The following is a 23,444-nucleotide window of genomic DNA, read 5'->3' as shown; positions in this document are numbered from 1 at the left end:
CAGTGACACTAGCCATTTTCGACCTCGACAACACGCTGATCGGCGGCGACAGCGACCACCTGTGGGGCTGCTTCGTCTGTGACCGCGGCCTGGTGGACAGCGCTGAATTCGCCGAACGCAACGAGCAGTTCTATCGCGACTACCAGTCCGGACAGCTGGATATCCAGGCCTACCTGCGCTTCGCCCTGGCCCCCCTCGCCGGCCGCGATCCGGCGGAGCTGGCTGCCTGGCACGCGGACTTTATGCGCAGCGTGATAGAACCCATCATGCTCCCCGCCGCCCGCGCCCTGGTAGAGGATCACCGCCAGCGCGGCCACCGCCTGCTGGTGGTGACGGCCACCAATGAGTTCATCACCCGCCCTATCGCGAGTGCGATGGGCATCGATGAGTTGCTGGCCTGTGAGGCGGAGCGGGTAGACGGGCTGTATACGGGGGAGCCGACGGGGATTCCTTCGTTCGGCGAGGGCAAGGTGGTGCGGCTGGAGGCCTGGCGTAAAGCGCACGGGGAGTCGCTGGAGGGCGCCTGGTTTTATTCGGATTCGCACAATGATCTGCCGCTGTTGAAGCAGGTGGACAATCCGGTGGCGGTGGATCCGGACGAGACGTTGCGGGCTTATGCGGTAGCCCAGGGGTGGGAGGTTATTTCGCTGCGCTAGACTTCTGGTCGACTTTTCGGCGCTGCGGTCTGGCCAACTCTATTGGCCCTGTTGTTGGCGGCCTTGCGGCCGCTGCATCGCTGCTACCTGAGGGGAATTTTTCGCTCTGTTCCTGGCGGCCCTTTGGGCCGCTGCATCGCCGCCGGCGGGGGAAAGTCTTTTGCTCCATTCCGGGACGATCGGCTGTGTTTTCCTTCTGCTCTCTTTACCTCGTTAGTTGCTGCCGGCTTTAGAATGACCATCGAGTGCACAGGATTTTGGGCACGTTGATCGTTCTGAAGTTCGGCAGTGCCCTTCGCGATGCCGGGTGACGCTGTAAGCGAGGCCCGAGCCCACAGCCGCCGCCCTCCAAGTCCGCAAAAGGCTTTCCCCCACCGACGTCAATGCGGGTGCCAGCGGGAGGCTGGGGGCTTTGGATGGAGAGATGGCAGGGCTTGGCGAAACTGGCTGAATTAGCGGGTTCAGCGGTTTCAGCAGTTTCGGCAGTTTCAGCGGTTTCAGCGGTTTCAGCGGTTTCAGCGGTTTCAGCGGTTTCAGCATTCAATCGTAGCAAAGTGCCCATGGAGCGGTTTCCCACCCGCGTTGACGGTGAGCAGGGGAGTTCTTTTACGGACTTGGAGGGCGGCGGCTGTGAGCGCGGTCTGCCCTTACAACGTCACCAGCCCCCGCGAAGGGCACTACCGAACTTCAGAACGATCAGCGTGCCCAAAATCCTGTGCACACAGCGGTCACAACGAAGCCGGCAGCAACTACCGAGCAAAAAATCGCCCAAGGAAAGCACAGCCGATCGTCCCGGAATGGAGTAAAAGAAGCTCCCCTGATCGCCGGCGACGCAGCGGCCCACAGGGCCGCCCGGAAGCGCCCTAAACAACCCGAAAAAACAGGGCCTTCAAATACTCCGTCTCGGGAATCGCAGGATGAATCGGATGATCCGCACCCTGCGCCCCCTGCTCGATCAGCCGCACCTGCCGCCCAGCGCGCACCGCCGCCGCCTGAACCGCCGCCAGCAGATCCGCGCGGGTCAAATGCATCGAGCACGACCCCGACACCAGCACCCCGCCCGGCGCCAGCAACTTCAGACCCAGCCCGTTGATACGCTGATAGGCCTTGATGCCCTTCTTGATATCCCGCTTGCGCTGGATAAAAGCCGGCGGATCGAGGATCACAACATCGAAACGCCTGCCCTCCTCCAGCAACACCTCCATCGCCTCAGCGGCATTGCCCTGCAGAGTGGAAACGCGGTCTTGCAGACCATTCAGGCGGGCATTCGCCTCCACCCCGTCAAGAGCCGCGGCGGAACTGTCCAGGCAGCACACCGCAGTGGCACCGAAAGCGGCGGCCTGGATGCCCCAGCCGCCGATGTAGCTGTATACATCCAGCACGTCGCGGCCAGCCACATAGGGTGCCAGGCGCGCCCGGGCCAGGCGGTGGTCGTAAAACCAGCCGGTTTTCTGGCCGGCGTGTACCGGCGCCTGGAAGCGCACGCCGTTTTCTTCCAGCGCCAGTTGCTCCGGCACCTCACCGTGTACCACAGCGATGCGGTCTTCCAGCCCCTGTTCACGACGGTTGCGACTGTCCGCCCGCAGCAGGATGCCGTCGGGCGCCAGCAGGTCAACCAGCGCGGCGACAACGGCATTTTCGTAGCGCTCGATACCGGCGTTGTTGAGTTGTACGACCAGGTAGCGGTCGAAGCGGTCGACGACCAGGCCCGGCAAAAGGTCGCTGTCGCCGTACACCAGACGGTAAAACGGGCGCTCAAAGGCCAGTTCGCGTCCAGCCAGGGCCGTGGACAGCGATTCATGCAAGGTGTCGGGCAGGTCGGTCTCGCGCCCCGGTGCATAGAGGCGGGCACAGATCAGGTTGTTCGGCTCGAGGTAGGCGCTGCCGAGCAGGGCGCCGTTGCTGGCGCGCACACTGGCGCAGTCGCCTGCACTGAAAGACGCCAGCGGCGAGCGGGCGCTATCCACTTCATTGGAGTAGACCCACAGGTGGCCACTGCGCAGGCGGCGTTCGGCGCCCTTGCGCAGGAAAAGTTCAGGTTGTCCGGTCATGGAAATTCCGGCGCCGGGGCGCCGGTGACCGTCAGTCTTCGTCTTCGCAGTGCTGTTGGTAGTCTTCGGCGGAGAGCAGTTTGTCCAGCTCCCCGGCATCGGCGGGCTTGAGCTTGTAGAACCAGCCGTCGTTGTAGGGGTCGGCGTTGACCGTCTCGGGTTCGTCCTCGAGGGCGCTGTTGACCTCGATCACTTCACCGCCGATGGGCGCATAGATATCGGAGGCGGCCTTCACCGACTCCACGACGCCGGCTTCGTCACCCGCCGCCAGGGTATCGCCCACACCGGGCAGTTCTACAAAAACCACGTCTCCCAGGGCCTCCTGGGCGTGGTCGGTAATACCGACAGTGACGCTGCCATCCTCTTCGAGGCGCGCCCATTCGTGGCTGCTGGCGTACTTCAATTCACTGGGGGTATGGCTCATGGTGATCCCTCATCGGAGGCAGGTGGGAAAGTGGCCGGCAGGCCGCTGCAATCAGGCCGCCATTCTAACCGCGGCATACGGAATCCCCAACCCTGCGGCGGCAAAATCCGGCGCCGGCCTGCTCAGCTGCCGAGGCCCATGGCGCGGCGCATGATTTCCTGCTTCAACGGCCCGGCGCGGTGCACGGCGCCCATGCCGGCACTGCGCAGCCAGCGCAGCGGCAGGGCCTCCTGCTCGAACAGGGTCTTGAACACGTCCATGGCGCCCATCATCAACAGGTTTTCGCCCTTGCGCCGGCGCTGGTAGCGACGCAGCACCTCCAACCGGCCGATGTCACGCCCGCGGCGATGCGCCGAAACCACTTCCTCCGCCAGCACCGCCACATCCTTGAAGCCGAGATTGATACCCTGCCCCGCCAGTGGGTGAATGGTGTGGGCGGCATCTCCCACCAGCGCAACACGGGACTGCACGTAGTCCACCGCGTGGCGTTGGCGCAGGGGGAAGGCGGTCCGTGGCGACGCCGCCAGCACGCGGCCGAGGTGGTGCTCGAAGGCCTCTCCCAGGCGCTGGCAAAAGGCCGCGTCATCCAGTGCCAGCACCTCATCGGCCAGCTCCTCGCGCAGGGACCAGACGATGGAGCAAACATGACGCCCCTCCCCGCCGGGCAGGGGCAGAAACGCCAGCGGCCCGGAAGGCAGGAAGCGCTGCCGGGCAGTGTTCTGGTGGGGATGCTCGGTCACCACCGTGGTCACCAGGGCGCGGTGGCCGTAGTCCCACTCACGGGTGCGAAAATCCAGCAGCGAGCGCACACTGGACAGGGCGCCGTCGGCCGCCACCAGCAGGCCCGCCCTCAGGGAATCGCCTCCCTCCAGATCCAGGGTGATCATATCCTCGTCCTGCGACAGGGCGGCGAGCCTGGCCGGCGCCAGCACCTGCAAGTCGGCGGCGGCCTGCAGCCGGGACAGCAGGGCACTGACCACGGCACGGTTCTCGACAATGTGCCCGAGTACCGCACTGTCCACATCGGCGGCATCGAACTCGATATGGCCGGTGCCCTCGGCATCCCATACGGTCATGTGATGGTAGGGACAGTGGCGGTAGGCGGCGATGTCCGGCCAGGCGCCCAGGCGCTCCAGCAATGCCACCGACTCCGGATTGAGGGCGCTGACCCGGGTGTCGAAGCTGGTGACATCCCGTTCCGCGGGCAGCGGTGGCGGCGTCAACGGACGCGATTCCACCAGTGCCAGGCGCAGGCCCTGTCCGGCGAGCGCCAAAGCCAGCGCCCCGCCGGCCATGCCGGCGCCGACAATGGCGACATCGACATCACGCATGCGACTCATCGCAAGACGTCCTCCCGTTCATTCAGGGCCGCGATACCGGCGGCGTAGCGTACAAATTCACGTTTCAGCCGCGGCGCCACATCCAGCCCGGCCAGGGCCAGGTCGCGGCCCAGCCCCAGCAACGGGTCGGGGTGCATGAACAGTGCCGGCAGCAGGTCGCTGGCGCCAATGGTGCGCCACTGATCCGCCCGCTGGGCGCGCTGATAAAGCTGCAGCAGATCCAGGTCGCCGAAGCGTTGCTCCGGCGCGGACGCCAGGGTCTGCACCAGGCGCGCCACATCGCGCAGCGCCAGGTTGAAGCCCTGCCCCGCCACCGGGTGCAGGGTGTGGGCGGCGTTGCCCATCACCACAATGCCCTGCCGCACCTGCTCATTGCTCCGGCGCAGCGCCAGGGGGTAGCTGTGCCGCTCGCCCGCGCGCAGAAAACGCCCCAGTCGATAGCCAAAGGCCTCCTGCAGGGCAGTGATGAAATCCGCCTCTTCCGCAACCTGCAAGGCCTCCGCCCGCTCCGGCGGCAGGGCCCAGACCAGGGCGCTGCGGTGGGCACCACCGGCCGCCGCCACCAGCGGCAACAGGGCCAGCGGGCCGCTATCGGTAAAGCGCTCATAGGCACAGCCCCGATGGGGTTCGGCGAAGGCGACATTGGCGATCAGGGCGTGCTGGTCGTAAGGCTTGTCCAGCGACACCATGCCCAGGGATTCACACAGGCTGGAGTCAGCACCATCGGCGACCACCACCAGGCCCGCCCGCAGGGTTCGGCCCTGCTCTCCCTGCTGCACGTGCACAGTGCTGCCCGCGCCACTCGCCTCCACCCGGCTGACCCGGGCCGGGCTGAGCACCTCGACCCGGCCCTGCCGGTGCAGCGCCTGGGCCAGGCCGTGGCCGAGCCAGCTGTTTTCCACCACGTAACCCAGGGCCGGCCAGCCCTGCTCGGCCGCCGCCAGTACCGCGCTGCCAAAACGACCGCGGCGCGAAACGTGAATGGTATCGATGGCGCAGCCTCGCTCCGCCAGCTCCGGCCACAGGCCGCTGCGCTCGAACAGCAACCGCGAGCTGTAGCTGAGAGCTGTGGAGCGGGCGTCGAAAGAGGGGTGAGTGGCGCTGGCGCCGGGTGCGGGAAAGGGATAGCTCTCCACCAGGGTAATTCGCACCGCCGGCGGCAGTGCCTCGGCCAGCAACAGGGCGAGGCTGATCCCCACCATGCCGCCGCCGGCGATGACAATATCGCGCGGCTCCGCCCCCGCCGACGGTGATTCGGTCATCGCCTGCATTTCACGTCGCTCACCCGGCCGCCATCAGGGCTTCTACCTCCGCCACACTGCGCGGCACGCCCTCCGTCAGCACCTCGTAGCCATCTGCCGTAACCGCGACATTGTCCTCGATGCGAATGCCGATGCCGCGCCAGCGCGGTTCCACTTTGTGATTGTCCGGCGCCACGTAGATGCCCGGTTCCACGGTCATCACCATGCCCGGCTCCAGCAGGCGCCAGGCGCCACCGACCCGGTAGTCGCCGACGTCGTGTACATCCAGGCCCAGCCAGTGCCCGGCCCGGTGCATGTAGAAATCGCGGTAGGCGCCGCGCTCGATCAGAGTTGATACCCGGCCTTTCAACAGCCCCAGTCGAACCAGCCCCTCGGTAATGACCCGCACGGTTTCGTCGTGGGGCTGGTTCCAGTGATTGCCGGGGCGAATGGCTTCAAACGCCGCCTGCTGGGCTGCCAGCACCACCTCGTACAGAGCTTTCTGTTGCCGGCTGAAACGCCCGCCTACCGGGAACGTGCGGGTGACGTCGGCGGCGTAGCCTTCCAGTTCGCAGCCGGCATCGATCAGTACCAGGTCACCCCGCTTCATCTTCGCGCTGTTGTCCACGTAATGCAGGATGCAGCCGTTGGCGCCGCTGCCGACAATACTCGGGTAGGCCGGGTGACGGGCGCCGGCCATGGCGAATTCGTGCAGTATCTCCGCTTCCAGCTGGTACTCGTAGTGCCCGGGCTGGCAGAAGCGCATGGCCCGGCTGTGGGCGCGGGCGGTGATTTCGCCGGCCCGGCGCATCACCCGCAATTCGGCGGCGCTCTTGATCAGGCGCAGTTCGTGCAGCATGTGGTCGAGGTCCGTCAGCTCCCCCGGCGGCACCGCACCGCTGGCCTCCCGGGCGCGGATCTGGTTGACCCAGACCATCACCTGACGATCGAAGTCGGCGCTGCGCCCCATGGAGTAGTAGACGCGCTGGCGGCCCTCGATCAGGCCCGGCAGGATGTCGTCGATATCCCCGACCGGAAAGGCGTCGTCGGCGCCGTAGTGGGCGCACACGCCCTCTGGCCCCTGGCGATAGCCGTGCCACAGCTCCTTCTCCGGATCGCGCTCGCGGCAGAACATGACGAATTCACCATGCTCGCGACCGGGCACCAGCACCATCACCGCATCCGGCTCGTTAAAGCCGCTGAGGTAAAAGAAGTCGCTGTCCTGGCGGAACGGGAACTCGGTGTCGCGGCTGCGGGTCAGTTCCCGGGCCGAGGGAATGATGGCGATACTGCCCGGCTCCATCATGGCCATGAAGTGCCGGCGCCGGCGCAGGTACTCGGCGCGAGGGATAGCCGTGGCAGCCGGCTTCTGTACCGGCCTCTCTGTCTGCCTGCCCATCAGTGCAACGACGGCGTGCCGGCATCGCTGGCGCCGGCACGTCCCTGGGAGTCCATGAAGATATTGAGGGTGGCAAAGCGGAGGTACTCGACGATCTCCACATAATTGCCCTCTGATTCGTCTTCCGACAGCTCTTCATCGACCCCGGCCTGGGCGATGTTGGCGATATCCCGGAGAATCTCGGCGCTGTCACCCGGCAGGCTGGCATCGCCGCTGCCGGCGCTGACGGTAGCCCGGGCGTAGCCGGCCATGAAGCCGCGACACCAGGCGCCCAGGGCCAGCACACGCAGATCGAGGTCGGTATCGTCGTCCGGCAGCAGGGGATGGAAATCGAATTCCTCGTCCAGCAGCGCCGCCAACGTCACGCTGTACAGCTCCAGCATGCACTCGGCCAGTTCGCCGTGCAGATCCAGGTTCAGGGCCTGGTTCAGGCCGGCCAGGCCGGCGGCCGGCTCGGCCACCGCACCGGCAGACATCAGCCCGGTCAGGCACCCGTGCAGCTCTGAGGGCGAGCACTGCTCGCCCTGCTCTACCAGGTGGTCGGCGATCTCGTCAAAATCGAATACCCGGCCCGCTCCGGGCAAGTCGTCAAACATAGGGGTTTTCCGCCTGTTGGCCGCGGCGCCACCCAGTTATAGCTAAAACTGGAAAACGCCGGCAGGCCTTTGAAAAATCAGTGTTTTATTTAACGCCCCAAGAGTTGCGAGCGTTGACCTCATTCCGGCGCCCGCCTATAGTGAGGGCACCGTAACGCACGCTAGTATAACGCCATGGCCGACAACCCGCTCAAGGCACTGGAGAGTAAGATCGACCAGTTGATCAGCCTGTGCCAGGATCTGAACCAGGAAAACCAGGCCCTCAAGGCCCAGGCCGCGCACTGGGAATCCGAGCGCCGCGACCTGATCGACAAGAACGAACTGGCACGCGGCAAGGTCGAAGCCATGATCGATCGCCTGCGGGCCATGGAGTAACGCCGTGAGCCATCCCAACACCGTCACCGTCCGCATCCTCGACAAGGAATACCAGGTCGCCTGCCCGGAAGAGCAACAGGCGGAACTGATCGTGTCCGCCAAGTACCTGGACAAGCAGATGCGCGCCATCCGCGACACCGGCAAGGTGATCGGCGTGGAGCGCATCGCCGTGATGGCGGCCCTCAATATCAGCTATGAACTGCTCAAGGCCTCGGAGCAAAGCGACCCCGGCGCCAGTCTTGCCGATGCCGACCCGGATGACGTCAACCAGCTCAACCGCAAGATAGACGACGCGCTTTACCATCTGCGCCAGCTGGAAATCGGCTGAGTTCGACGCTGCGGGGCGAAACCTGCGGCGCACTGCGTTATACTCCCGCACGGATCCCTGGTGTATTCGCCAGGCAGACAGTCCTCGAGCCGATATTTGTACAACCGGGGGCTGCCAGCGACTGCTGTTGTGCAGGTCCGGTACAAACCGGAAAGCCTGAAGCGGTTCGGTAGCCACCACCTTGAACCATCGGGTTCAAGGGCAGCACTGCCAGCGGTATGCCGGGAATCCATCCCCTCCATGACACTTTCCACCAGCACCAAGGCCCGTCTTCGCAGCGAGCTACGCGCCCGCCGCCGCAGCCTTGGCGCCGCGCAACAGCGCGCCGCCAGCGAGGCCGCCGCGCTGCATATCCAGCAGCTGCCGGACTGGGCCGGGCTGCAACACATTGCCCTGTACCTGGCCGCTGACGGCGAACTCGACCCCAGCGCCATCGCCCGCCTCTGCAGAAACAGCGGCAAACAGCTCTACCTGCCGCGCCTCGCGGACCACAAAAGTCTGCAATTTGCCCGCTGGGACGCGGGCAGCGCACTGGTGAACAATCGTTACCGTATTCCCGAGCCCGACGAAGGGTCGGAAATCCGCGCGGCAGTCGAACTGGATCTGGTACTGCTGCCGCTGGTGGGCTGGGATCGCGACGGCAACCGGCTGGGAATGGGTGGCGGCTACTATGACCGCGCTCTGGCTGCGGGGCGGCCACGCTGGATCGCCGGGCTGGCCCACAGTGCACAGGAAGTGGCCCGGCTACCCGCCGAGCCCTGGGATATCAAGCTGGATCTGGTGGTAACGGAACAGGCGCTGGTCCGCTGTAAGCGCACCAGCGACAGCTGCCAGGCCTCCCCGACCGGGGAGGGTGGCACCTCAGTCCTCGACGATGACGCCGGCCTGTAACTCAGAAGCCGGGGCCGCCACAGTATCGTTGGCCGCCATAGGCATCATCAGCGTGACCAACACACCAACGCCAAATGCCGCCATCAGGATCAGCAGAAAATCCGGTCTACGTTTCACTTTCAGGTACTCTCGCTTCAAAAAATTGCGCTTTCACATCGCGCTTCAAACATTCACCCAGACGCTCTCCGTCGCCCTGGGCGCTTATCCCCGCCGCCTGTGAACGCCTTCTTATTTCACTGTGTGAACCCGATCACTGGCCGGCACAGTTTTGTTGGCAATTTTTCACAAACTGTGGCGAGTCTAGCCCAGCCCCTGCGGGATTGAAAGCCAGAGAACCGCATAAACACTGGCTTTATTCGACTTTTTGAAGATTTTCGGGCAATCAGCCCGGAGTGCGACCCAGGTACAGGCGATAGGCGACATTGTCACTTTCCTCCCAGTAGCGGAAACCGACCTCATCGAGCACCTGGCGAAACTGGCCGCGCTCATTACGCGGTACCTGTATGCCAACGAGAATGCGCCCGTAAGCGGCGCCGTGATTGCGGTAGTGGAACATGGAGATGTTCCAGTTCTGCCCGAGCCCGGAAAGGAACTTCAACAGCGCCCCCGGACGCTCGGGAAACTCCACCCGGTAGACCACTTCATTGTCGACCTCCGCCGGCGCCCGCCCCCCCACCATGTGACGGATGTGCAGCTTGGCCATCTCGTTGCTGGTGAGATCCTCGCACTCATAACCGTCGTCACGCAGCTCCGTCAGCAGTTCCTGGAAGTCCGGGCCCGGGGTGATGCTGAGTCCGACAAACACCAGCGCGCGCTCAGGTCCGGCATAGCGATAATTGAACTCGGTGATGTTGCGTCGTCCAAGCGCGCTGCAGAAAGCCCGGAAGCTGCCCTTGCGCTCGGGAATGGTGACGCTGATCACCGCCTCCCGCTGCTCGCCGATTTCGGTGCGCTCGGAGATATAGCGCAGGCGGTCGAAGTTGGTGTTGGCGCCACTGACAATGGCCAGCAGGTCCTGGCCCTGCACACCGCTGCGCTCGACATACTTCTTTAACCCGGCCAGGGCCAGGGCGCCGGCCGGTTCGGCGATGCTGCGGGTATCTTCGAAGATGTCCTTGATCGCTGCGCACATTTCGTCGGTGGTGGCGGTGATGACTTCGTCAACGGTGTCGCGGATGACTCGGAAGGGTTCCTTGCCGATCTGGGCCACCGCGCAACCCTCGGCAAACAGACCCACCTCTGCCAGGCGATCGCGCCGGCCGCGCTCCAGCGCAAGTTTGAGGCAGGCCGCATCTTCCGGTTCCACACCGATGATGCGGGTATTGGGCCAGACGTAGCGGATGTAGGCGGCGACGCCCGCCAGCAGGCCGCCGCCGCCCACCGGCACGAAAATCGCGTGCAGGGGCTCCTGCCGCTGACGCACGATTTCCATGCCAACTGTACCCTGACCGGCGATAACATCGGGATCGTCGAAGGGATGCACATAGACAAGCCCCTTGCTCTCCACCAGCTCCTGGGCCCTGGTGGCGGCCTCCTCGAAGGAGTCGCCGTGCAGCACTACCTTGGCACCCCAGTTACGCACCGCGTCCACCTTGATCTGCGGGGTAGTGCGCGGCATCACAATCGTCGCCTTTACCGCCATCCTCTGGGCGGCCATGGCCAGGCCCTGGGCGTGATTGCCGGCGGAAGCCGCCACCACACCGCGCTGGCGCTCCTCCGCGCTGAGCTGGTGCATCTTGTTGTAGGCGCCGCGCAGCTTGAAGGAAAATACCGGCTGCAAATCCTCGCGCTTAAGCCACACGCGATTGTCCAGCCGCGCCGACATCAGGCTCGCTTCATGTACCGGCGTCTCCCGCGCCACATCGTAAACACGGGCGTCGAGTATGCGTTTTATATAGCTTTGGGGCATGGCGATTCAGGCACTGTGTGAAACGGAACAGGGCATGGTAATGGAGGCCGCCGCCTTTTTCAGCCCCGGCCCGCTTGCTTTCGGTAATTTTGGTGCTTCACCGCGGCGCCTTTCCTATAATGGGTGCCTCGCTTACCGGGCCCCTCGCTGACAGTTGCAGGCCCCCCACCCCGCAGGAGAGTCGCAATGACCCAGGACGAACTGAAGCAGGCCGTGGCTGACGCCGCCCTCGCCTATATCGAGCCCCGACTGGAAGACGATACGATTCTGGGCATCGGCACCGGCTCCACCGCCAACCTGTTCATCGACGCCCTGGCGGCCATCAAGGGGCGTATCGGCGCCACCGTCTCCAGCTCCGAAGCCTCAGCCGAACGCCTGCGCAGGCACGGCATCCCGGTGTATGACCTGAACGCCGTCGACCAGGTCGATTTCTATATCGACGGGGCCGATGAGAGCAATCGCGCCCTGCAGCTGATCAAGGGCGGCGGCGGCGCGCTGACACGGGAAAAAATCGTGGCGGCTGTAGCCCGGGAGTTCATCTGCATCGCCGATGAGAGCAAACTGGTGCACACCCTCGGCGACTTTCCCCTGCCGGTGGAGGTGATCCCCATGGCCCGCGGTCACGTGGCGCGGGAGCTGGTCAAGCTGGGGGGCGACCCGGTCTACCGCGAGGGATTTGTCACCGACAACGGCAACATCATCCTCGACGTGCACAACTTCCCCATCACCCAGCCTCTGGCTACCGAACAGAAAATCAACGGCATTACCGGCGTCGTCACCAACGGCCTGTTCGCCCTGCGCCCGGCCGATGTGCTGCTGCTGGGAACGAGCGCTGGCGTGGAAACCCTGAGGGCGGAATAAAAGAAAGGGGCCGCGCTCAGCCCTGGTGATACTGGGGTGACAATTCCTGTACCGCATCCACAAAGGCGGTGACGTGATCCGGATTCACCTCCGGCGTGATTCCGTGGCCGAGATTGAACACGTGGCCCGTACCGTGGCCGAAGCCGGCCAGAATCCCCGCCACTTCCTCGCGAATCCGTGCCGGTGAGGCGTACAGCATGGCCGGATCCATGTTGCCCTGCAGGGCCACCCGGTCACCCACCTGCTCGCGCGCGAGGGCAATGTCCGTGGTCCAGTCGATGCCCACCGCCTGGGCGCCGCAGCCGGCGATCGCCGGCAACCACTGCCCGCCACCCTTGGTGAACACAATCACCGGCACCGGCCGGCCCTCGTGCTCATTGGGCAGGCGCGCAATGATGCGCTGCATGTATTTGAGGGAAAACTCCTTGTACCCCGCCGCGCTCAGGCTGCCGCCCCAGGTATCAAAAATCTGCAGGGCCTGGGCACCGGCCTTTACCTGCTCGGTGAGGTAGTCGGCGACGGCGTCGGCCAGCAGCGCCAACAGGGCGTGCATCAACTGCGGCTGGTCGTAGGCCATCGCCTTGATGCGACGGAAGTCCTTCGAGGAACCGCCCTCCACCATGTAGGTGGCCAGTGTCCAGGGGCTGCCGGAAAAACCGATCAGCGGCACAGCGCCGTTGAGCTCCCGGCGAATGGTGCTCACGGCATTCATCACATAGGAGAGGTCGTCCGCGGCCTTGATGTCGTTCAGTGCGGCAAGGTCTTCCTCACTGCGCACGGTCTTGCAAAAACGCGGGCCTTCACCTTCCTCGAAGTACAGACCTAGCCCCAGCGCATCGGGCACGGTGAGGATGTCGGAGAACAGGATGGCGGCGTCCATGGGGTAGCGGCGCAGGGGCTGCATAGTCACTTCGCAGGCGAGCTCGGCGTTCTTGCAGAGATCCAGGAAGGAGCCGGCCTGGGCGCGGGTGGCGCGGTATTCGGGCAGGTAGCGACCGGCCTGGCGCATCATCCAGATGGGCGTCCTGTCTACGGGCTGGCGCATCAGGGCGCGGAGAAAACGGTCGTTTTTAAGTTCGGTCACGGGGTATCCAGATCGCTAGTTTCGTTATTGGCCTTGTTATTACTTCCTTGTGGGCCAGTTGGGGGACTTCGTCGCTCGGTGCCAGCAGGCGCAGAAGGCTGCCGCGACACGCCGTGAACCCATCCATGGGGGCTTGTGCTCGACATCCATGTCTCACACAGTCGCTTCAGCCTTCTCCGCCCACTGACACCTCTTCATGAGCGTAATTCCAGGTACCCGGTCAGTGCTGGCACAAGTAGATCGAAGCCCGGACCAGATTGTACGCGAAACCGGAGGTATCAGTGCGAGGAGGGGCCTGAAGCGACCGTATGAGGCATGGATGCCGAATACGAGCCTACATGGACGTACTCGCGGCGTGTCGCGGCAGGCCCCTGCTCGTGCTGGTACCGGGCGTCGAAGCCCCTCCATGCACCGGCACCGTACTACTCAGTGCCAAGTACTCGGAATTGTATTGCAGCAATCAAACTTCGAGGTAGTCCAGAATCCCCTCGGCCGCCTGCCGCCCTTCCCAGATCGCCGTCACCACCAGGTCGGAGCCACGCACCATATCGCCGCCGGCAAACACCTTCGGGTTGGTCGTCTGGAAGGCGAACTCCTGCTCTTCCGGGGCCACGATGCCGCGCCAGTCGTTCAGTTCGACGCCGATGTCGGCCAGCCACTCCGGCGGGCTCGGCTGGAAACCGAAAGCGATGATCACCGCGTCCGCCTCCAGCACCTGCTCGGACCCGGGAATCGGTTCTGGCCGGCGGCGGCCGCCCTCGTCCGGTTCGCCCAGTTGCGTCTCCACCATCTTCACGCCACAGGCCTGGCCGAAGTACTCGACGACCTCGATGGGCTGGCGGTTGAACAGGAACTCGACGCCTTCCTCGCGGGCGTTTTTCACCTCGCGGCGGGAGCCGGGCATGTTTTCCTCGTCGCGGCGATAGGCGCAGATAACGTGCTCGGCCTGCTGACGCACAGCGGTGCGCACACAGTCCATCGCAGTGTCGCCGCCGCCGAGGACCACAACGCGCTTGCCTTTCAGGTTGACGAAGGCGTCCGCATCCTGCTCGAAGCCGAGATTGTTGTTCACGTTGCCAACCAGGTAGGGCAGGGCCTCGTAGACGCCGGGCAGGTTTTCACCGGGGAAGCCGCCGCGCATGTAGGTGTAGGTGCCCATGCCGAGGAAGACCGCGTCGTACTCGGCCATCAGCTCATCCATGGTGACATCGGTGCCCACGTCGGTATTGAGGCGGAACTCGATGCCCATGCCTTCGAATACCTCGCGGCGGCGCACCATCACGCTCTTTTCCAGCTTGAACTCGGGGATACCGAAGGTCAGCAGGCCACCGATTTCGGGGTAGCGATCATAGACGACTGCCTTCACGCCGGCGCGGGTCAGCACATCGGCACAGCCGAGGCCCGCGGGGCCGGCCCCGATGATGGCGACCTTCTTGCCGGTGGCGACGACGTGGGACAGGTCCGGACGCCAGCCCATGGCGAGGGCGGTGTCGGTGATGTACTTTTCGGAGGAGCCGATGGTGACCGCGCCGAAGCCGTCATTCAGGGTGCAGGCGCCCTCGCACAGGCGGTCCTGGGGGCACACCCGGCCGCAGACTTCCGGCAGGGTATTGGTCTGGTGGCTGAGTTCCGCCGCCTCGAACAGGTTGCCCTCCGCCACCAGCTTGAGCCAGTTGGGAATGAAGTTGTGCACCGGGCACTTCCATTCACAGTAGGGGTTGCCGCACTCCAGGCAGCGGTGGGACTGCTCCGCCACCTGCTCGCTGGAGTAGGACTCGTAGATTTCGACGTATTCCGTCTTGCGTGCTTCCAGCGGCTTTTTGTCGGGGTCGTTACGGCCGACATCGATGAACTGGAAGTGGTTGGACAAACGCTCAGTCATAACCTTAATCCGTATTGCGCAGGCGCGACAGCAGGCGGTCGAGGTCGGCGGCCTTGGGTTTCACCAGCCAGAATTTTCCGACATAGTCCTCGAAGTTCTCCAGCAACTCGGCGCCCCATTCGGAACCGGTTTCCTCGGTGAACTCCTGGATGTTGTTGCGCAGGTGGTAGCGATAGGCTTCCATGTGCTCCGCGTTGACGCGGTGGATTTCCACCAGTTCGCTGTTGTATTTGTCAATGAAACTGCGATCCAGGTCCAGCACGTAGGCGAATCCACCGGTCATGCCGGCACCGAAGTTGACCCCGGTAGAGCCGAGCACGGTGATGTTGCCGCCGGTCATGTACTCACAGCAGTGATCGCCGGCGCCTTCTACCACGGCATGGGCACCGGAGTTGCGCACGGCGAAACGCTCGCCGGCAATGCCTGCCGCGAACAGCTTGCCGCCGGTGGCGCCATAGAGGCAGGTGTTGCCGATAATCACCGATTCGCGGGATTTGAACTGGACACCTTTGGGCGGGTAGACAACCAGCTTGCCGCCGGCCATGCCCTTGCCCACGTAGTCATTGGAGTCGCCTTCCAGGTACATATGCAGGCCGCCGGCGTTCCACACGCCAAAACTCTGGCCGGCAGTACCAGTGAGCCGCAACACGAGCGGATTCGCTTCCATATCGGTGTTGCCGTAGCGCCGGGCGATCTCGCCGGACAGGCGGGCGCCGATGGAGCGATCGCAGTTGGTCACCTTGAAGGTGAACTCTCCGCCACTGCAGGCCTCGATGGCGGGCAGGGCCGCCGCCACCATCTGCTCGGCCTTCTCGCCGCGATCGAAGGGATCGTTTGATTCCACCTGGCAGAATTCCGGCTGGTCGGCCGAAGCCGGATCCTTGTGCAGGATGGGACTGAGATCCAGGCGATTGTGTTTTGCCGTGGTGCCCGGCAGGCGCTCCAGCAGGTCGGTACGGCCGATCAGCTGTTCCAGGGAGGCGACACCCAGTTTCGCCAACCACTCGCGGGTTTCCATGGCGATGAAGGTGAAGAAGTTCACCACCATCTCCACCGTGCCCTGGAAGTGTTCGTCGCGCAGTTTTTCATTCTGGGTGGCAACGCCGGTGGCGCAGTTGTTCAGGTGGCAGATGCGCAGGTACTTGCAGCCCAGCGCCACCATCGGCGTGGTACCGAAGCCGAAACTCTCGGCGCCGAGAATGGCCGCCTTGATCACGTCCAGGCCGGTCTTGAGCCCGCCGTCGGTCTGCAGGCGGATGTTGCCGCGCAACCGGTTGCCGCGCAGGGTCTGCTGCACTTCGGCCAGCCCCAGTTCCCAGGGGGAGCCGGCATAGCGGATGGAGGTGAGCGGGCTGGCCGCGGTGCCGCCGTCATAGCCGGAAATGGTAATCAGATCCGCGTAGGCCTTGGCCACGCCCGCGGCAATCGTGCCAACGCCGGGCTCGGACACCAGCTTCACCGACACCAGGGCGTCGGGGTTGACCTGCTTGAGGTCGAAAATCAGCTGGGCCAGATCCTCGATGGAATAGATATCGTGATGGGGCGGTGGCGAAATCAGGGTGACGCCCGGTACCGAGTAGCGCAGGCGGGCGATCAGTCCGTTGACCTTGCCACCCGGCAGCTGGCCGCCCTCGCCGGGCTTGGCGCCCTGGGCCACCTTGATCTGCAGCACTTCCGCATTGACCAGGTAGTGCGGGGTGACACCGAAGCGGCCGGAAGCGATCTGCTTGATTTTCGACACCCGTTCGGTGCCGTAACGCGCCGGGTCTTCACCGCCCTCACCGGAGTTGGAGCGCGCGCCGATGCGGTTCATGGCAGCCGCCAGGGCTTCGTGGGCCTCCGGACTCAGGGCGCCGAGGGACATCCCCGCGGAGTCAAAGCGGGGCAGGATGCTCTCCACCGACTCGACGGCATCCAGCGCCAGTGCTTCAGCGGCTTCCACCGGCTTCAGCAGATCCCGAATAGTCGCCACCGGGCGCTCGTTGACCAGTTTCGCGTAGCGCTGGTAGGTGACATAGTCACCGCTGGCCACCGCCTGCTGCAGGGTGGTAACCACATCCGGGTTGAAGGCGTGGTACTCCTGGCCGTGCACATACTTGAGCAGGCCACCCTGCTGGATCGGCTTGCGCTTGTTCCAGGCCAGTTTCGCCAGCCACTTCTGGTCATCTTCCAGTTCCGCGAAACCGGCGCCCTGAATGCGCGATGCGACACCACGGAAGGCGACATCGACCACCTCGCTGGCGAGGCCGACCGCCTCAAACAGCTGGGCGCCACGATAGGAGGCCACCGCGGAAATGCCCATCTTGGACATGATCTTCAGCAAACCCTTATTGACGCCTTTGCGGTAGTTCTTGAAGCAGGCGCTCGGCTCGCCCAGCAGTTCGCCGTCGCGGATCAGGTCTTCCAGCACGGTGTAGGCCATGTAGGGATACACCGCGGTGGCGCCGAAACCGAGCAGACAGGCAATCTGGTGGGAATCGCGGGCGCTGGCCGTCTCGATGACGAGGTTGGCGTCGCAGCGCAGGCCCTTCTCGATCAGGTAGTGATGCACCGCACCAGTTGCCATCAGGCTGTGGATGGGCAGACGCTCCGGCGCGATATTGCGATCCGACAGGATCAGCACCGTCTTGCCGTCGAGTACGGCCTGCTCGGCGGCGGCGTTGAGGTCCGCTACCGCCTGTTGCAGTGAGGTCTCCGCCGGATTGTAGGTGGCGTCGATATCCGCCACGGCAAAGCCCGGGCGGTCCAGCTGCAGCAGCGTGTTGAATTTGCCCTGGGACAACACCGGCGAGGAGAGGATGATGCGGTCGGCGTGCTCCGGACCCTCGTGGAAAACGTTTTTCTCGGAGCCGAGATCGGTCTCCAGCGACATCACAATGGTTTCCCGCAGCGGATCGATCGGCGGGTTGGTCACCTGGGCGAACTTCTGCCGGAAGTAGTCGTAGAGGGAACGCTGCTGCAGGGACAGTACCGCCATCGGCGTATCGTCGCCCATGGAGCCCACCGCCTCATTGCCGGACTCCGCCAGCGGGCGCAGCACCTGGTCGCGCTCCTCAAAGGTCACCTGGAACATTTTCATATAGCTGTCGAGCTTTTCCGGCTCGATGCCGGGAGTCAGCTCGCCGCCGAAGGTGCCCTCGATGCGGTAGGAATGCTCTTTCAGCCACTTTTTGTAGGGGAAGCGATTCTTCAGGCGGTTGTCGATTTCCTCAGACTGCAGCAGCTCGCCGGTGTGGGTGTCCACCATCAGGATCTGGCCGGGGCCCACGCGCCCCTTGGCCATCACGTCCTCAGCCTTGTAGTCATGGGTGCCAACTTCGGAGGCGAGCGTGATGAAGCCGTCGGTGGTTTTTACCCAGCGCGCCGGGCGCAGGCCGTTGCGGTCCAGCAGGCACACCGCGTAGCGACCGTCCGTCAGTACGATACCGGCGGGGCCATCCCAGGGCTCCATGTGCATGGAGTGGTATTCGTAGAAGGCCTTGAGGTCCGGGTCCATCGATTCGATGTTCTGCCAGGCCGGCGGAATCAGCATGCGCAGGGCGCGGGGCATATCCACGCCGCCGGTCAGCAGCGCGTCCAGCATGTTGTCGAGGCTGGATGAGTCGGAGCCCGTGCGATTCACCAGCGGTGCAATCTCGCCGATGTTGGGCAGCTTCTCGGTTTCGAACAGGGCGGCGCGGGCATCTGCCCAGTTGCGGTTGCCCTCGATGGTGTTGATCTCGCCATTGTGCGCCAGCAGGCGGAAGGGCTGGGCCAGCGGCCACTTGGGGCTGGTATTGGTGGAAAAACGCTGGTGGAAAACGCAAATGGCGGTTTCCAGGCGCGCATCGTCCAGATCGTGATAGAAGCGCGGCAGATCCACCGGCATCACCAGGCCTTTGTAGGCAATGACCCGGCCGGACAGGCTGCAAATATAGAACTCCGGGTCGTCAACCGTGGCGATTTCCGCCTTGCGACGGGCGACAAACAGACGGGTGGACAACTCGTCGTCACTCAGGCCCGGCGCATCGATGAAGATTTGTTCGATCACCGGCAGGGTGGACAGCGCAATCTCGCCACAGACACTGCTGTCGGTGGGTACTACCCGCCAGCCCAGCACGGCGAGCCCCTGGTCAGTGACGGCCTGCTCCATGGCGGCGCGAGCGGCGGCGGCGCGCTCCTCATTGGTGCTGAGGAAAATCTGGCCCACGGCGAAGTTGTCGCCCGGCTCCACGCCAAAGGACTCCTGTGACAGGATTCGCATGAACTGCGCCGGCATCTGCATCAGCAGGCCGCAGCCGTCCCCGGTCTTGCCATCGGCGGCGATCCCGCCGCGGTGAGTCATGCAGGTCAGGGACTCAATCGCCGTCTGCAACAGGCGATGACTCGCATCGCCAGAGGTATGGGCGATCAATCCGAATCCGCAGTTGTCGCGGAATTCCTCAGGTCTATACAGGCCTGCGCTCATAGTCAGTCCAAAATAATTAGTAAAAACAGACAGTTATACGGCAGTGCCCCAGGCTTTCGCAGTGCTGGGGCGAAAAGGGGGAGCTATTTTACACAGATGCCCATAGGCGAACAAACGTTGCTCAGGTAACTATCTGGCGGTCATCAGCAGGCTTTCCAGCTCACTATCGGTGACATCATCCACCACTGCGGCGGCACCGATTTCCCGCAATAGTACGAGTCTCAGGCGACCATCCAGTACTTTCTTGTCCCGCGCCATCAGGCTGCGAAAGTCCTCCAGCGACATGTCTGCAGGCGGCTCCACCGGCAATTTCATGCTGCCCAGCAAGGCCACCAGCTCTTCCACCTCCCCGGCGCTGATCCAGCCGCGCGCCGCCGAAAGACGCGCAGCAAGCACCATGCCAGCGGCAACGGCTTCGCCGTGCAACCACCGGCCGTAACCCTGGTGGGTCTCGATAGCATGGCCGAAGGTATGGCCGAGATTGAGAATGGCCCGCAATCCGCCTTCGCGCTCATCCGCCGCCACCACCGCGGCCTTGGCCGCGCAGCTGCGCTCGATGGCCTCGGCCAGGGCGGCCTCTTCCCGCGCCAGCAAGCGGGCCATATTGTCCTTCAGCCAGGCATAGAAGTTGCTCTCGCAAATCAAACCGTACTTCAACACCTCCGCCAGCCCGGCGGCCAGTTCCCGCGGCGGCAGGGTATGCAGGGTATCGGTATCGATCAAAACTGCCTGTGGCTGGTAGAAGGCGCCGATCATGTTCTTGCCGAGGGGGTGGTTAACGCCGGTTTTACCGCCCACGGAGGAGTCCACCTGGGACAGCAGGGTCGTCGGCACCTGGATGAAATCCACACCGCGCTGGTAACAGGCCGCGGCAAACCCGGTCATGTCGCCCACCACGCCGCCGCCGAGGGCAATCAGGGTGGTGCTGCGGTTGTGGCCCTCTTGCAGCAGTCGGTCGAAAATATGGTTCAGCGTCGCCAGGGTCTTGTGCTGCTCACCGTCGGGCAGTATCACCTCGGTGACGCGGGAGAAGCCGCCCAGCGCCGCCAGCAGGCGCGATGAATACAGCGGTGCCACAGTGTCATTGCTGACCAGCACCACCTGCCTGCCCGCGATATGCCGCGCCAGCAGCTCCGGGCTGGAAAACAGGTCCCGGCCGATATAGATCGGGTAGCTGCGCTCTCCCAGGTCGACATGCAGGGTGTGGGCAATCACGACGGACTCCAGCGGTGTTCAGTGGGCGCACATCATAGCGCCGGGGGTGTGGATTGTCTGCAGTGGCCCCGCGGGCCTATTGCAGCTCCTGCACCAGGCGCTGGGCTACCGTGCGCGGGCTGCAGCCGTCCGTATCGATCACGTGATCCGCGATCTCCCGGTACAGCGGGTCGCGCACCGCCATCAGCTGGCGCAGCACCTCCTCCGGGTTGCCTTTCTGCAGCAGCGGGCGGCGGCGATCCTTGCGGGTGCGGCGCACCTGCTCTTCGATGGTGGCGTGCAGGTAGATGACAAAGCCGCGGGAACCCAGCGCGCGGCGATTTTCCGCCCGCTGTACCACGCCGCCGCCCGTGGCGAGGACCATGTTGTCCCACAGGGTCATTTCCTCGACCACTTGCTGCTCGCGGTCGCGAAAGCCCTCCTCGCCCTCCACGTCAAAAATCCACGGGATGTCGGCGCCGGTTCGGGCCTCGATCTCCGTATCGGTATCGGCAAAGCCCAGCTTGAGGTGCTGGGCCAGATACTTGCCGATGGTGGATTTGCCGGCCCCCATGGGGCCGACCAGGAATACGCGCTGTAGAACTGACATTACAACCGGGTCGCGCTCCGCATCAGTCGAGCAGGGTATCTGCCAGAATCCGCGGGGTGATGAAAATGAGCGTTTCTGTCTTGGTTTTGGAGGTCGATGTATTGCGGAACAGGGCGCCAACATAGGGCAGATCGCCAAAGAAGGGCACCTTGGTCACCGACTCGAGATCCTCGGTCCGGAACACGCCACCCAGCACCACCGTTTCACCATTGCCCACCAGTACCTGGGTAGTCAACTCCGTCGTGTCGATTGAGGGGATGAAGCCGCCATTCTGGCCGCTCGGCACCAGGTCGCCAACAGAGTCCTGGTTGATCACAAGGTCGAGCAGTATGCGGTCATCCGGCGTGATATTCGGCGTTACATCCAGCTTCAGCACCGCCTCCTTGAATGACACTGTGGTCGCACCGGACTGGCCGGCGGATTCCTGATAGGGAATTTCCGAACCGGATTTGATGGTGGCCTGCTGCTTGTCGCCGGTGATCACTTTCGGCTGGGACACCACCTCACCCTTGCCGGCCGATTCCAGCGCGCTCAGCTCGGCGGTCAGGAACAGGTCGTTGCTGGTAAAGCCCACCGCAAAACTGCCGGTCGGACTGGCCACCCCCAGGTCCACCGCCAGGGCACCCGGGAAGGTCGGCGCCGGCTGGGTGCCGTTGATCACCGAGTTGTTCAGGTCAAAGGTGTTCTGGGCATCACCGGAGATCGAGATGATATTACCATTGTGATCCGGATCCAGGTAGGCGCCGCCCCACTCGATACCCAGCTCTTCTTCGAGGTCGGACTGGGCGATCACGATGCGCGACTCAATCATCACCTGGCGGATCGGGATATCCACCAGCTCTATAAGGCTGCGCATATCTGCCAGCTTGGCAGCAGTCTCGGTAATGATCAGCGAATTGGTACGCGGATCCACCACCACGGAACCGCGGTCGGAAATCAGCTGCCCGCCCTCCTCGGCTCCCGCCTGGAACAGCTTCACCACCTCGGCAGCGCTGGCGTAGCGAATGCGGATAAACTCGCTCTGCAGCGGCGCCAGCTCGGCAATCTGCTTGTTGGCTTCAATCTCCTGGCGCTCGCGCTCGGCAATTTCCGCCGCCGGCGCCACCATCAGGACATTGCCCACCTGCCGCTTGTCCAGACCCTTGGTCTTCAACACCAGCTCCAGTGCCTGGTCCCATGGCACATTCTGCAGGCGCAGGGTGATGCGACCACTGACCGTGTCGCTGGCCACCAGGTTCAGCTCGGTAAAATCGGCGATCAACTGCAGCACAGCCCGCACTTCGATATCCTGGAAATTCAGGGAGATGCGTTCGCCAACATAGTTGAATTCGTCGCGCCGATCTTCAAGCTCCTTCTTGCTCAGCTGCTTGACGCTGATAACGTACTGATTGTCGGTCTGATAGGCGAGATAGTCGGAATCGGCCGCGGTTTTCAACACCAGCTCGGCGCCGCGCGCAGTGGTATTTACGTCGACACGCTGTACCGGCGTTGCAAAATCGGTCACATCGTAGCGACGCACCAGCCGCTCGGGCACGTTGGTATCAAGAAACTGGACCTTTACGTCCCCGCTCTCGCTGAACACATTGACATCGACGCTGGGATTGCTGAGCTGCAGAGTCAGGCGGCCCTCGCCGTCGGCGGTACGGCGGAATTGCAGATCGGTAATCTCGGATTCCACCTTGTTTACGGACTCGACCTTGGTCGGCAGGCGCGTGGGATCCGTCGCCTGCTTGACGTACTCATCCCCGCCGCTTTCACCGACCACGAGGTAAAGGTCATTGCCTTCCACCCGGGTGGAATAAGGCACCAGAGTCACCAGATTGACCACCATGCGGGTGCGATCACCGGATTCCAGAACCACCACGCCGGTGGCATTGCCGTAGTTCAGGGAATAGCGCTTGCGCTCCAGGGCACTCTTGGTGGCGGGGAAATCGACCGCGATACGCGCCGGCTTTTCGATGGTGTAGGCCTCCATTGCGGGAGGAGTGCCATCGAAGCCCAGGCGAATCTCAAACATGCTGCCCGGGCGCGAACTGAATTCAATGTCGGTAACCGTTGGACCCGCCTGCGCGACCTGGGCGAAACAGGCAACGAACACGGTGGCCACCAATGCCCGCAACCGGTTTGCAGTCCTCGCTCTTCCTTTCATCACGGCT

General features: G+C 63.9%; 19 protein-coding genes and 1 other RNA gene. 6 read left to right on the top strand and 14 right to left on the bottom strand.

Features of this window, described 5'->3' with window-relative positions:
- Window positions 1-2 precede the first annotated feature (2 nt).
- Window positions 3-656, top strand: a complete 654-nt coding sequence (locus FVW59_RS09300; protein WP_148063966.1) for a histidinol-phosphatase — start codon at window positions 3-5, stop codon at window positions 654-656.
- 863 nt (window positions 657-1,519) lie between these two features.
- Here FVW59_RS09300 and FVW59_RS09290 read toward each other — a convergent pair.
- From FVW59_RS09290 to FVW59_RS09265, 6 genes are all read right to left on the bottom strand, one after another.
- Complete coding sequence (locus FVW59_RS09290; protein WP_148063965.1) at window positions 1,520-2,707, bottom strand: class I SAM-dependent rRNA methyltransferase; 1,188 nt, start codon at window positions 2,705-2,707, stop codon at window positions 1,520-1,522.
- Window positions 2,708-2,738: 31 nt separating this feature from the next.
- Complete coding sequence (gcvH, locus tag FVW59_RS09285) at window positions 2,739-3,131, bottom strand: glycine cleavage system protein GcvH (RefSeq protein WP_148063964.1); 393 nt, start codon at window positions 3,129-3,131, stop codon at window positions 2,739-2,741.
- 122 nt (window positions 3,132-3,253) lie between these two features.
- Window positions 3,254-4,471 (bottom strand): UbiH/UbiF/VisC/COQ6 family ubiquinone biosynthesis hydroxylase, encoded by a 1,218-nt coding sequence (locus FVW59_RS09280; protein WP_148063963.1) that lies wholly within the window; start codon window positions 4,469-4,471, stop codon window positions 3,254-3,256.
- On the bottom strand, window positions 4,468-5,733 hold the full coding sequence (gene ubiH / locus FVW59_RS09275; RefSeq protein WP_148063962.1) for a 2-octaprenyl-6-methoxyphenyl hydroxylase: 1,266 nt from the start codon (window positions 5,731-5,733) through the stop codon (window positions 4,468-4,470). Before ubiH ends, FVW59_RS09280 begins: the two co-directional genes overlap by 4 nt.
- A 19-nt stretch (window positions 5,734-5,752) precedes the next feature.
- Entirely contained in the window at window positions 5,753-7,111 is a 1,359-nt protein-coding gene (pepP, locus tag FVW59_RS09270) for a Xaa-Pro aminopeptidase (protein ID WP_148063961.1), read from the bottom strand.
- Complete coding sequence (locus tag FVW59_RS09265) at window positions 7,111-7,707, bottom strand: UPF0149 family protein (protein ID WP_148063960.1); 597 nt, start codon at window positions 7,705-7,707, stop codon at window positions 7,111-7,113. The genes pepP and FVW59_RS09265 overlap by 1 nt, the downstream gene beginning before the upstream one ends.
- A 174-nt stretch (window positions 7,708-7,881) precedes the next feature.
- Here FVW59_RS09265 and FVW59_RS09260 point away from each other — a divergent pair, with 174 nt between their 5' ends.
- The 4 genes from FVW59_RS09260 to FVW59_RS09245 all read left to right on the top strand — a co-directional run bounded on the left by FVW59_RS09260 (window position 7,882) and on the right by FVW59_RS09245 (window position 9,301).
- A complete protein-coding gene (locus FVW59_RS09260; RefSeq protein ID WP_148063959.1) occupies window positions 7,882-8,082 on the top strand; it encodes a TIGR02449 family protein in 201 nt (66 codons plus the stop codon).
- A gap of 4 nt (window positions 8,083-8,086) precedes the next feature.
- Window positions 8,087-8,410, top strand: coding sequence for a cell division protein ZapA (locus FVW59_RS09255; RefSeq protein WP_148063958.1), 324 nt, complete (start codon window positions 8,087-8,089; stop codon window positions 8,408-8,410).
- A 51-nt stretch (window positions 8,411-8,461) separates the two neighbouring features.
- A non-coding RNA gene (gene ssrS / locus FVW59_RS09250) (6S RNA) lies at window positions 8,462-8,642 on the top strand.
- An 8-nt stretch (window positions 8,643-8,650) separates the two neighbouring features.
- A complete protein-coding gene (locus FVW59_RS09245; protein ID WP_148063957.1) occupies window positions 8,651-9,301 on the top strand; it encodes a 5-formyltetrahydrofolate cyclo-ligase in 651 nt (216 codons plus the stop codon).
- On the opposite strand, the gene FVW59_RS19610 is transcribed toward FVW59_RS09245, so the two are convergent.
- Window positions 9,272-9,418: a hypothetical protein gene (locus FVW59_RS19610; protein WP_157976687.1), complete on the bottom strand. Its 147-nt coding sequence runs from the start codon at window positions 9,416-9,418 to the stop codon at window positions 9,272-9,274. The two genes, FVW59_RS09245 and FVW59_RS19610, sit on opposite strands and share 30 nt — an antisense overlap.
- Window positions 9,419-9,683: 265 nt before the next feature.
- Window positions 9,684-11,210, bottom strand: a complete 1,527-nt coding sequence (gene ilvA, locus FVW59_RS09240) for a threonine ammonia-lyase, biosynthetic (protein ID WP_148063956.1) — start codon at window positions 11,208-11,210, stop codon at window positions 9,684-9,686.
- A gap of 186 nt (window positions 11,211-11,396) precedes the next feature.
- Here ilvA and rpiA point away from each other — a divergent pair, with 186 nt between their 5' ends.
- Window positions 11,397-12,071, top strand: coding sequence for a ribose-5-phosphate isomerase RpiA (gene rpiA, locus FVW59_RS09235; RefSeq protein WP_148063955.1), 675 nt, complete (start codon window positions 11,397-11,399; stop codon window positions 12,069-12,071).
- Window positions 12,072-12,087: 16 nt separating this feature from the next.
- Here rpiA and hemE read toward each other — a convergent pair whose 3' ends face one another.
- The 6 genes from hemE to FVW59_RS09205 all read right to left on the bottom strand — a co-directional run bounded on the left by hemE (window position 12,088) and on the right by FVW59_RS09205 (window position 23,437).
- Entirely contained in the window at window positions 12,088-13,155 is a 1,068-nt protein-coding gene (gene hemE, locus FVW59_RS09230) for a uroporphyrinogen decarboxylase (RefSeq protein ID WP_148063954.1), read from the bottom strand.
- Window positions 13,156-13,615: 460 nt separating this feature from the next.
- Window positions 13,616-15,037, bottom strand: coding sequence for an FAD-dependent oxidoreductase (locus FVW59_RS09225; protein ID WP_148063953.1), 1,422 nt, complete (start codon window positions 15,035-15,037; stop codon window positions 13,616-13,618).
- 4 nt (window positions 15,038-15,041) lie between these two features.
- Window positions 15,042-19,484, bottom strand: coding sequence for a glutamate synthase large subunit (gene gltB, locus FVW59_RS09220; RefSeq protein WP_148063952.1), 4,443 nt, complete (start codon window positions 19,482-19,484; stop codon window positions 15,042-15,044).
- 129 nt (window positions 19,485-19,613) lie between these two features.
- Complete coding sequence (aroB, locus tag FVW59_RS09215; RefSeq protein ID WP_222711456.1) at window positions 19,614-20,699, bottom strand: 3-dehydroquinate synthase; 1,086 nt, start codon at window positions 20,697-20,699, stop codon at window positions 19,614-19,616.
- Window positions 20,700-20,775: 76 nt separating this feature from the next.
- Window positions 20,776-21,288 (bottom strand): shikimate kinase AroK, encoded by a 513-nt coding sequence (gene aroK, locus FVW59_RS09210; RefSeq protein WP_148063951.1) that lies wholly within the window; start codon window positions 21,286-21,288, stop codon window positions 20,776-20,778.
- Between the two features lie 22 nt (window positions 21,289-21,310).
- Window positions 21,311-23,437, bottom strand: coding sequence for a type IV pilus secretin PilQ (locus FVW59_RS09205; protein WP_148063950.1), 2,127 nt, complete (start codon window positions 23,435-23,437; stop codon window positions 21,311-21,313).
- Window positions 23,438-23,444: the final 7 nt, after the last annotated feature.

The organism is Parahaliea aestuarii, assembly GCF_008064635.1.
GTDB classification, from domain to species: Bacteria; Pseudomonadota; Gammaproteobacteria; order Pseudomonadales; family Halieaceae; genus Parahaliea; species Parahaliea aestuarii.
Note: the sequence above shows the minus strand (reverse complement) of the source record. Positions and strands in the feature narration are given on the sequence as shown.

Bases quoted from the DNA above. Each gene is read 5' to 3' on its own strand.
- ubiH (WP_148063962.1), bottom strand. From the start codon at position 5,733: ATGACCGAATCACCGTCGGCGGGGGCGGAGCCGCGCGATATTGTCATC.
- gcvH (WP_148063964.1), bottom strand. From the start codon at position 3,131: ATGAGCCATACCCCCAGTGAATTGAAGTACGCCAGCAGCCACGAATGG.
- FVW59_RS09290 (WP_148063965.1), bottom strand. From the start codon at position 2,707: ATGACCGGACAACCTGAACTTTTCCTGCGCAAGGGCGCCGAACGCCGC.
- ilvA (WP_148063956.1), bottom strand. From the start codon at position 11,210: ATGCCCCAAAGCTATATAAAACGCATACTCGACGCCCGTGTTTACGAT.
- rpiA (WP_148063955.1), top strand. From the start codon at position 11,397: ATGACCCAGGACGAACTGAAGCAGGCCGTGGCTGACGCCGCCCTCGCC.
- pepP (WP_148063961.1), bottom strand. From the start codon at position 7,111: ATGGGCAGGCAGACAGAGAGGCCGGTACAGAAGCCGGCTGCCACGGCT.
- aroK (WP_148063951.1), bottom strand. From the start codon at position 21,288: ATGTCAGTTCTACAGCGCGTATTCCTGGTCGGCCCCATGGGGGCCGGC.
- gltB (WP_148063952.1), bottom strand. From the start codon at position 19,484: ATGAGCGCAGGCCTGTATAGACCTGAGGAATTCCGCGACAACTGCGGA.
- FVW59_RS09280 (WP_148063963.1), bottom strand. From the start codon at position 4,471: ATGAGTCGCATGCGTGATGTCGATGTCGCCATTGTCGGCGCCGGCATG.
- FVW59_RS09260 (WP_148063959.1), top strand. From the start codon at position 7,882: ATGGCCGACAACCCGCTCAAGGCACTGGAGAGTAAGATCGACCAGTTG.
- FVW59_RS09205 (WP_148063950.1), bottom strand. From the start codon at position 23,437: ATGAAAGGAAGAGCGAGGACTGCAAACCGGTTGCGGGCATTGGTGGCC.
- FVW59_RS09225 (WP_148063953.1), bottom strand. From the start codon at position 15,037: ATGACTGAGCGTTTGTCCAACCACTTCCAGTTCATCGATGTCGGCCGT.
- FVW59_RS09265 (WP_148063960.1), bottom strand. From the start codon at position 7,707: ATGTTTGACGACTTGCCCGGAGCGGGCCGGGTATTCGATTTTGACGAG.
- FVW59_RS09245 (WP_148063957.1), top strand. From the start codon at position 8,651: ATGACACTTTCCACCAGCACCAAGGCCCGTCTTCGCAGCGAGCTACGC.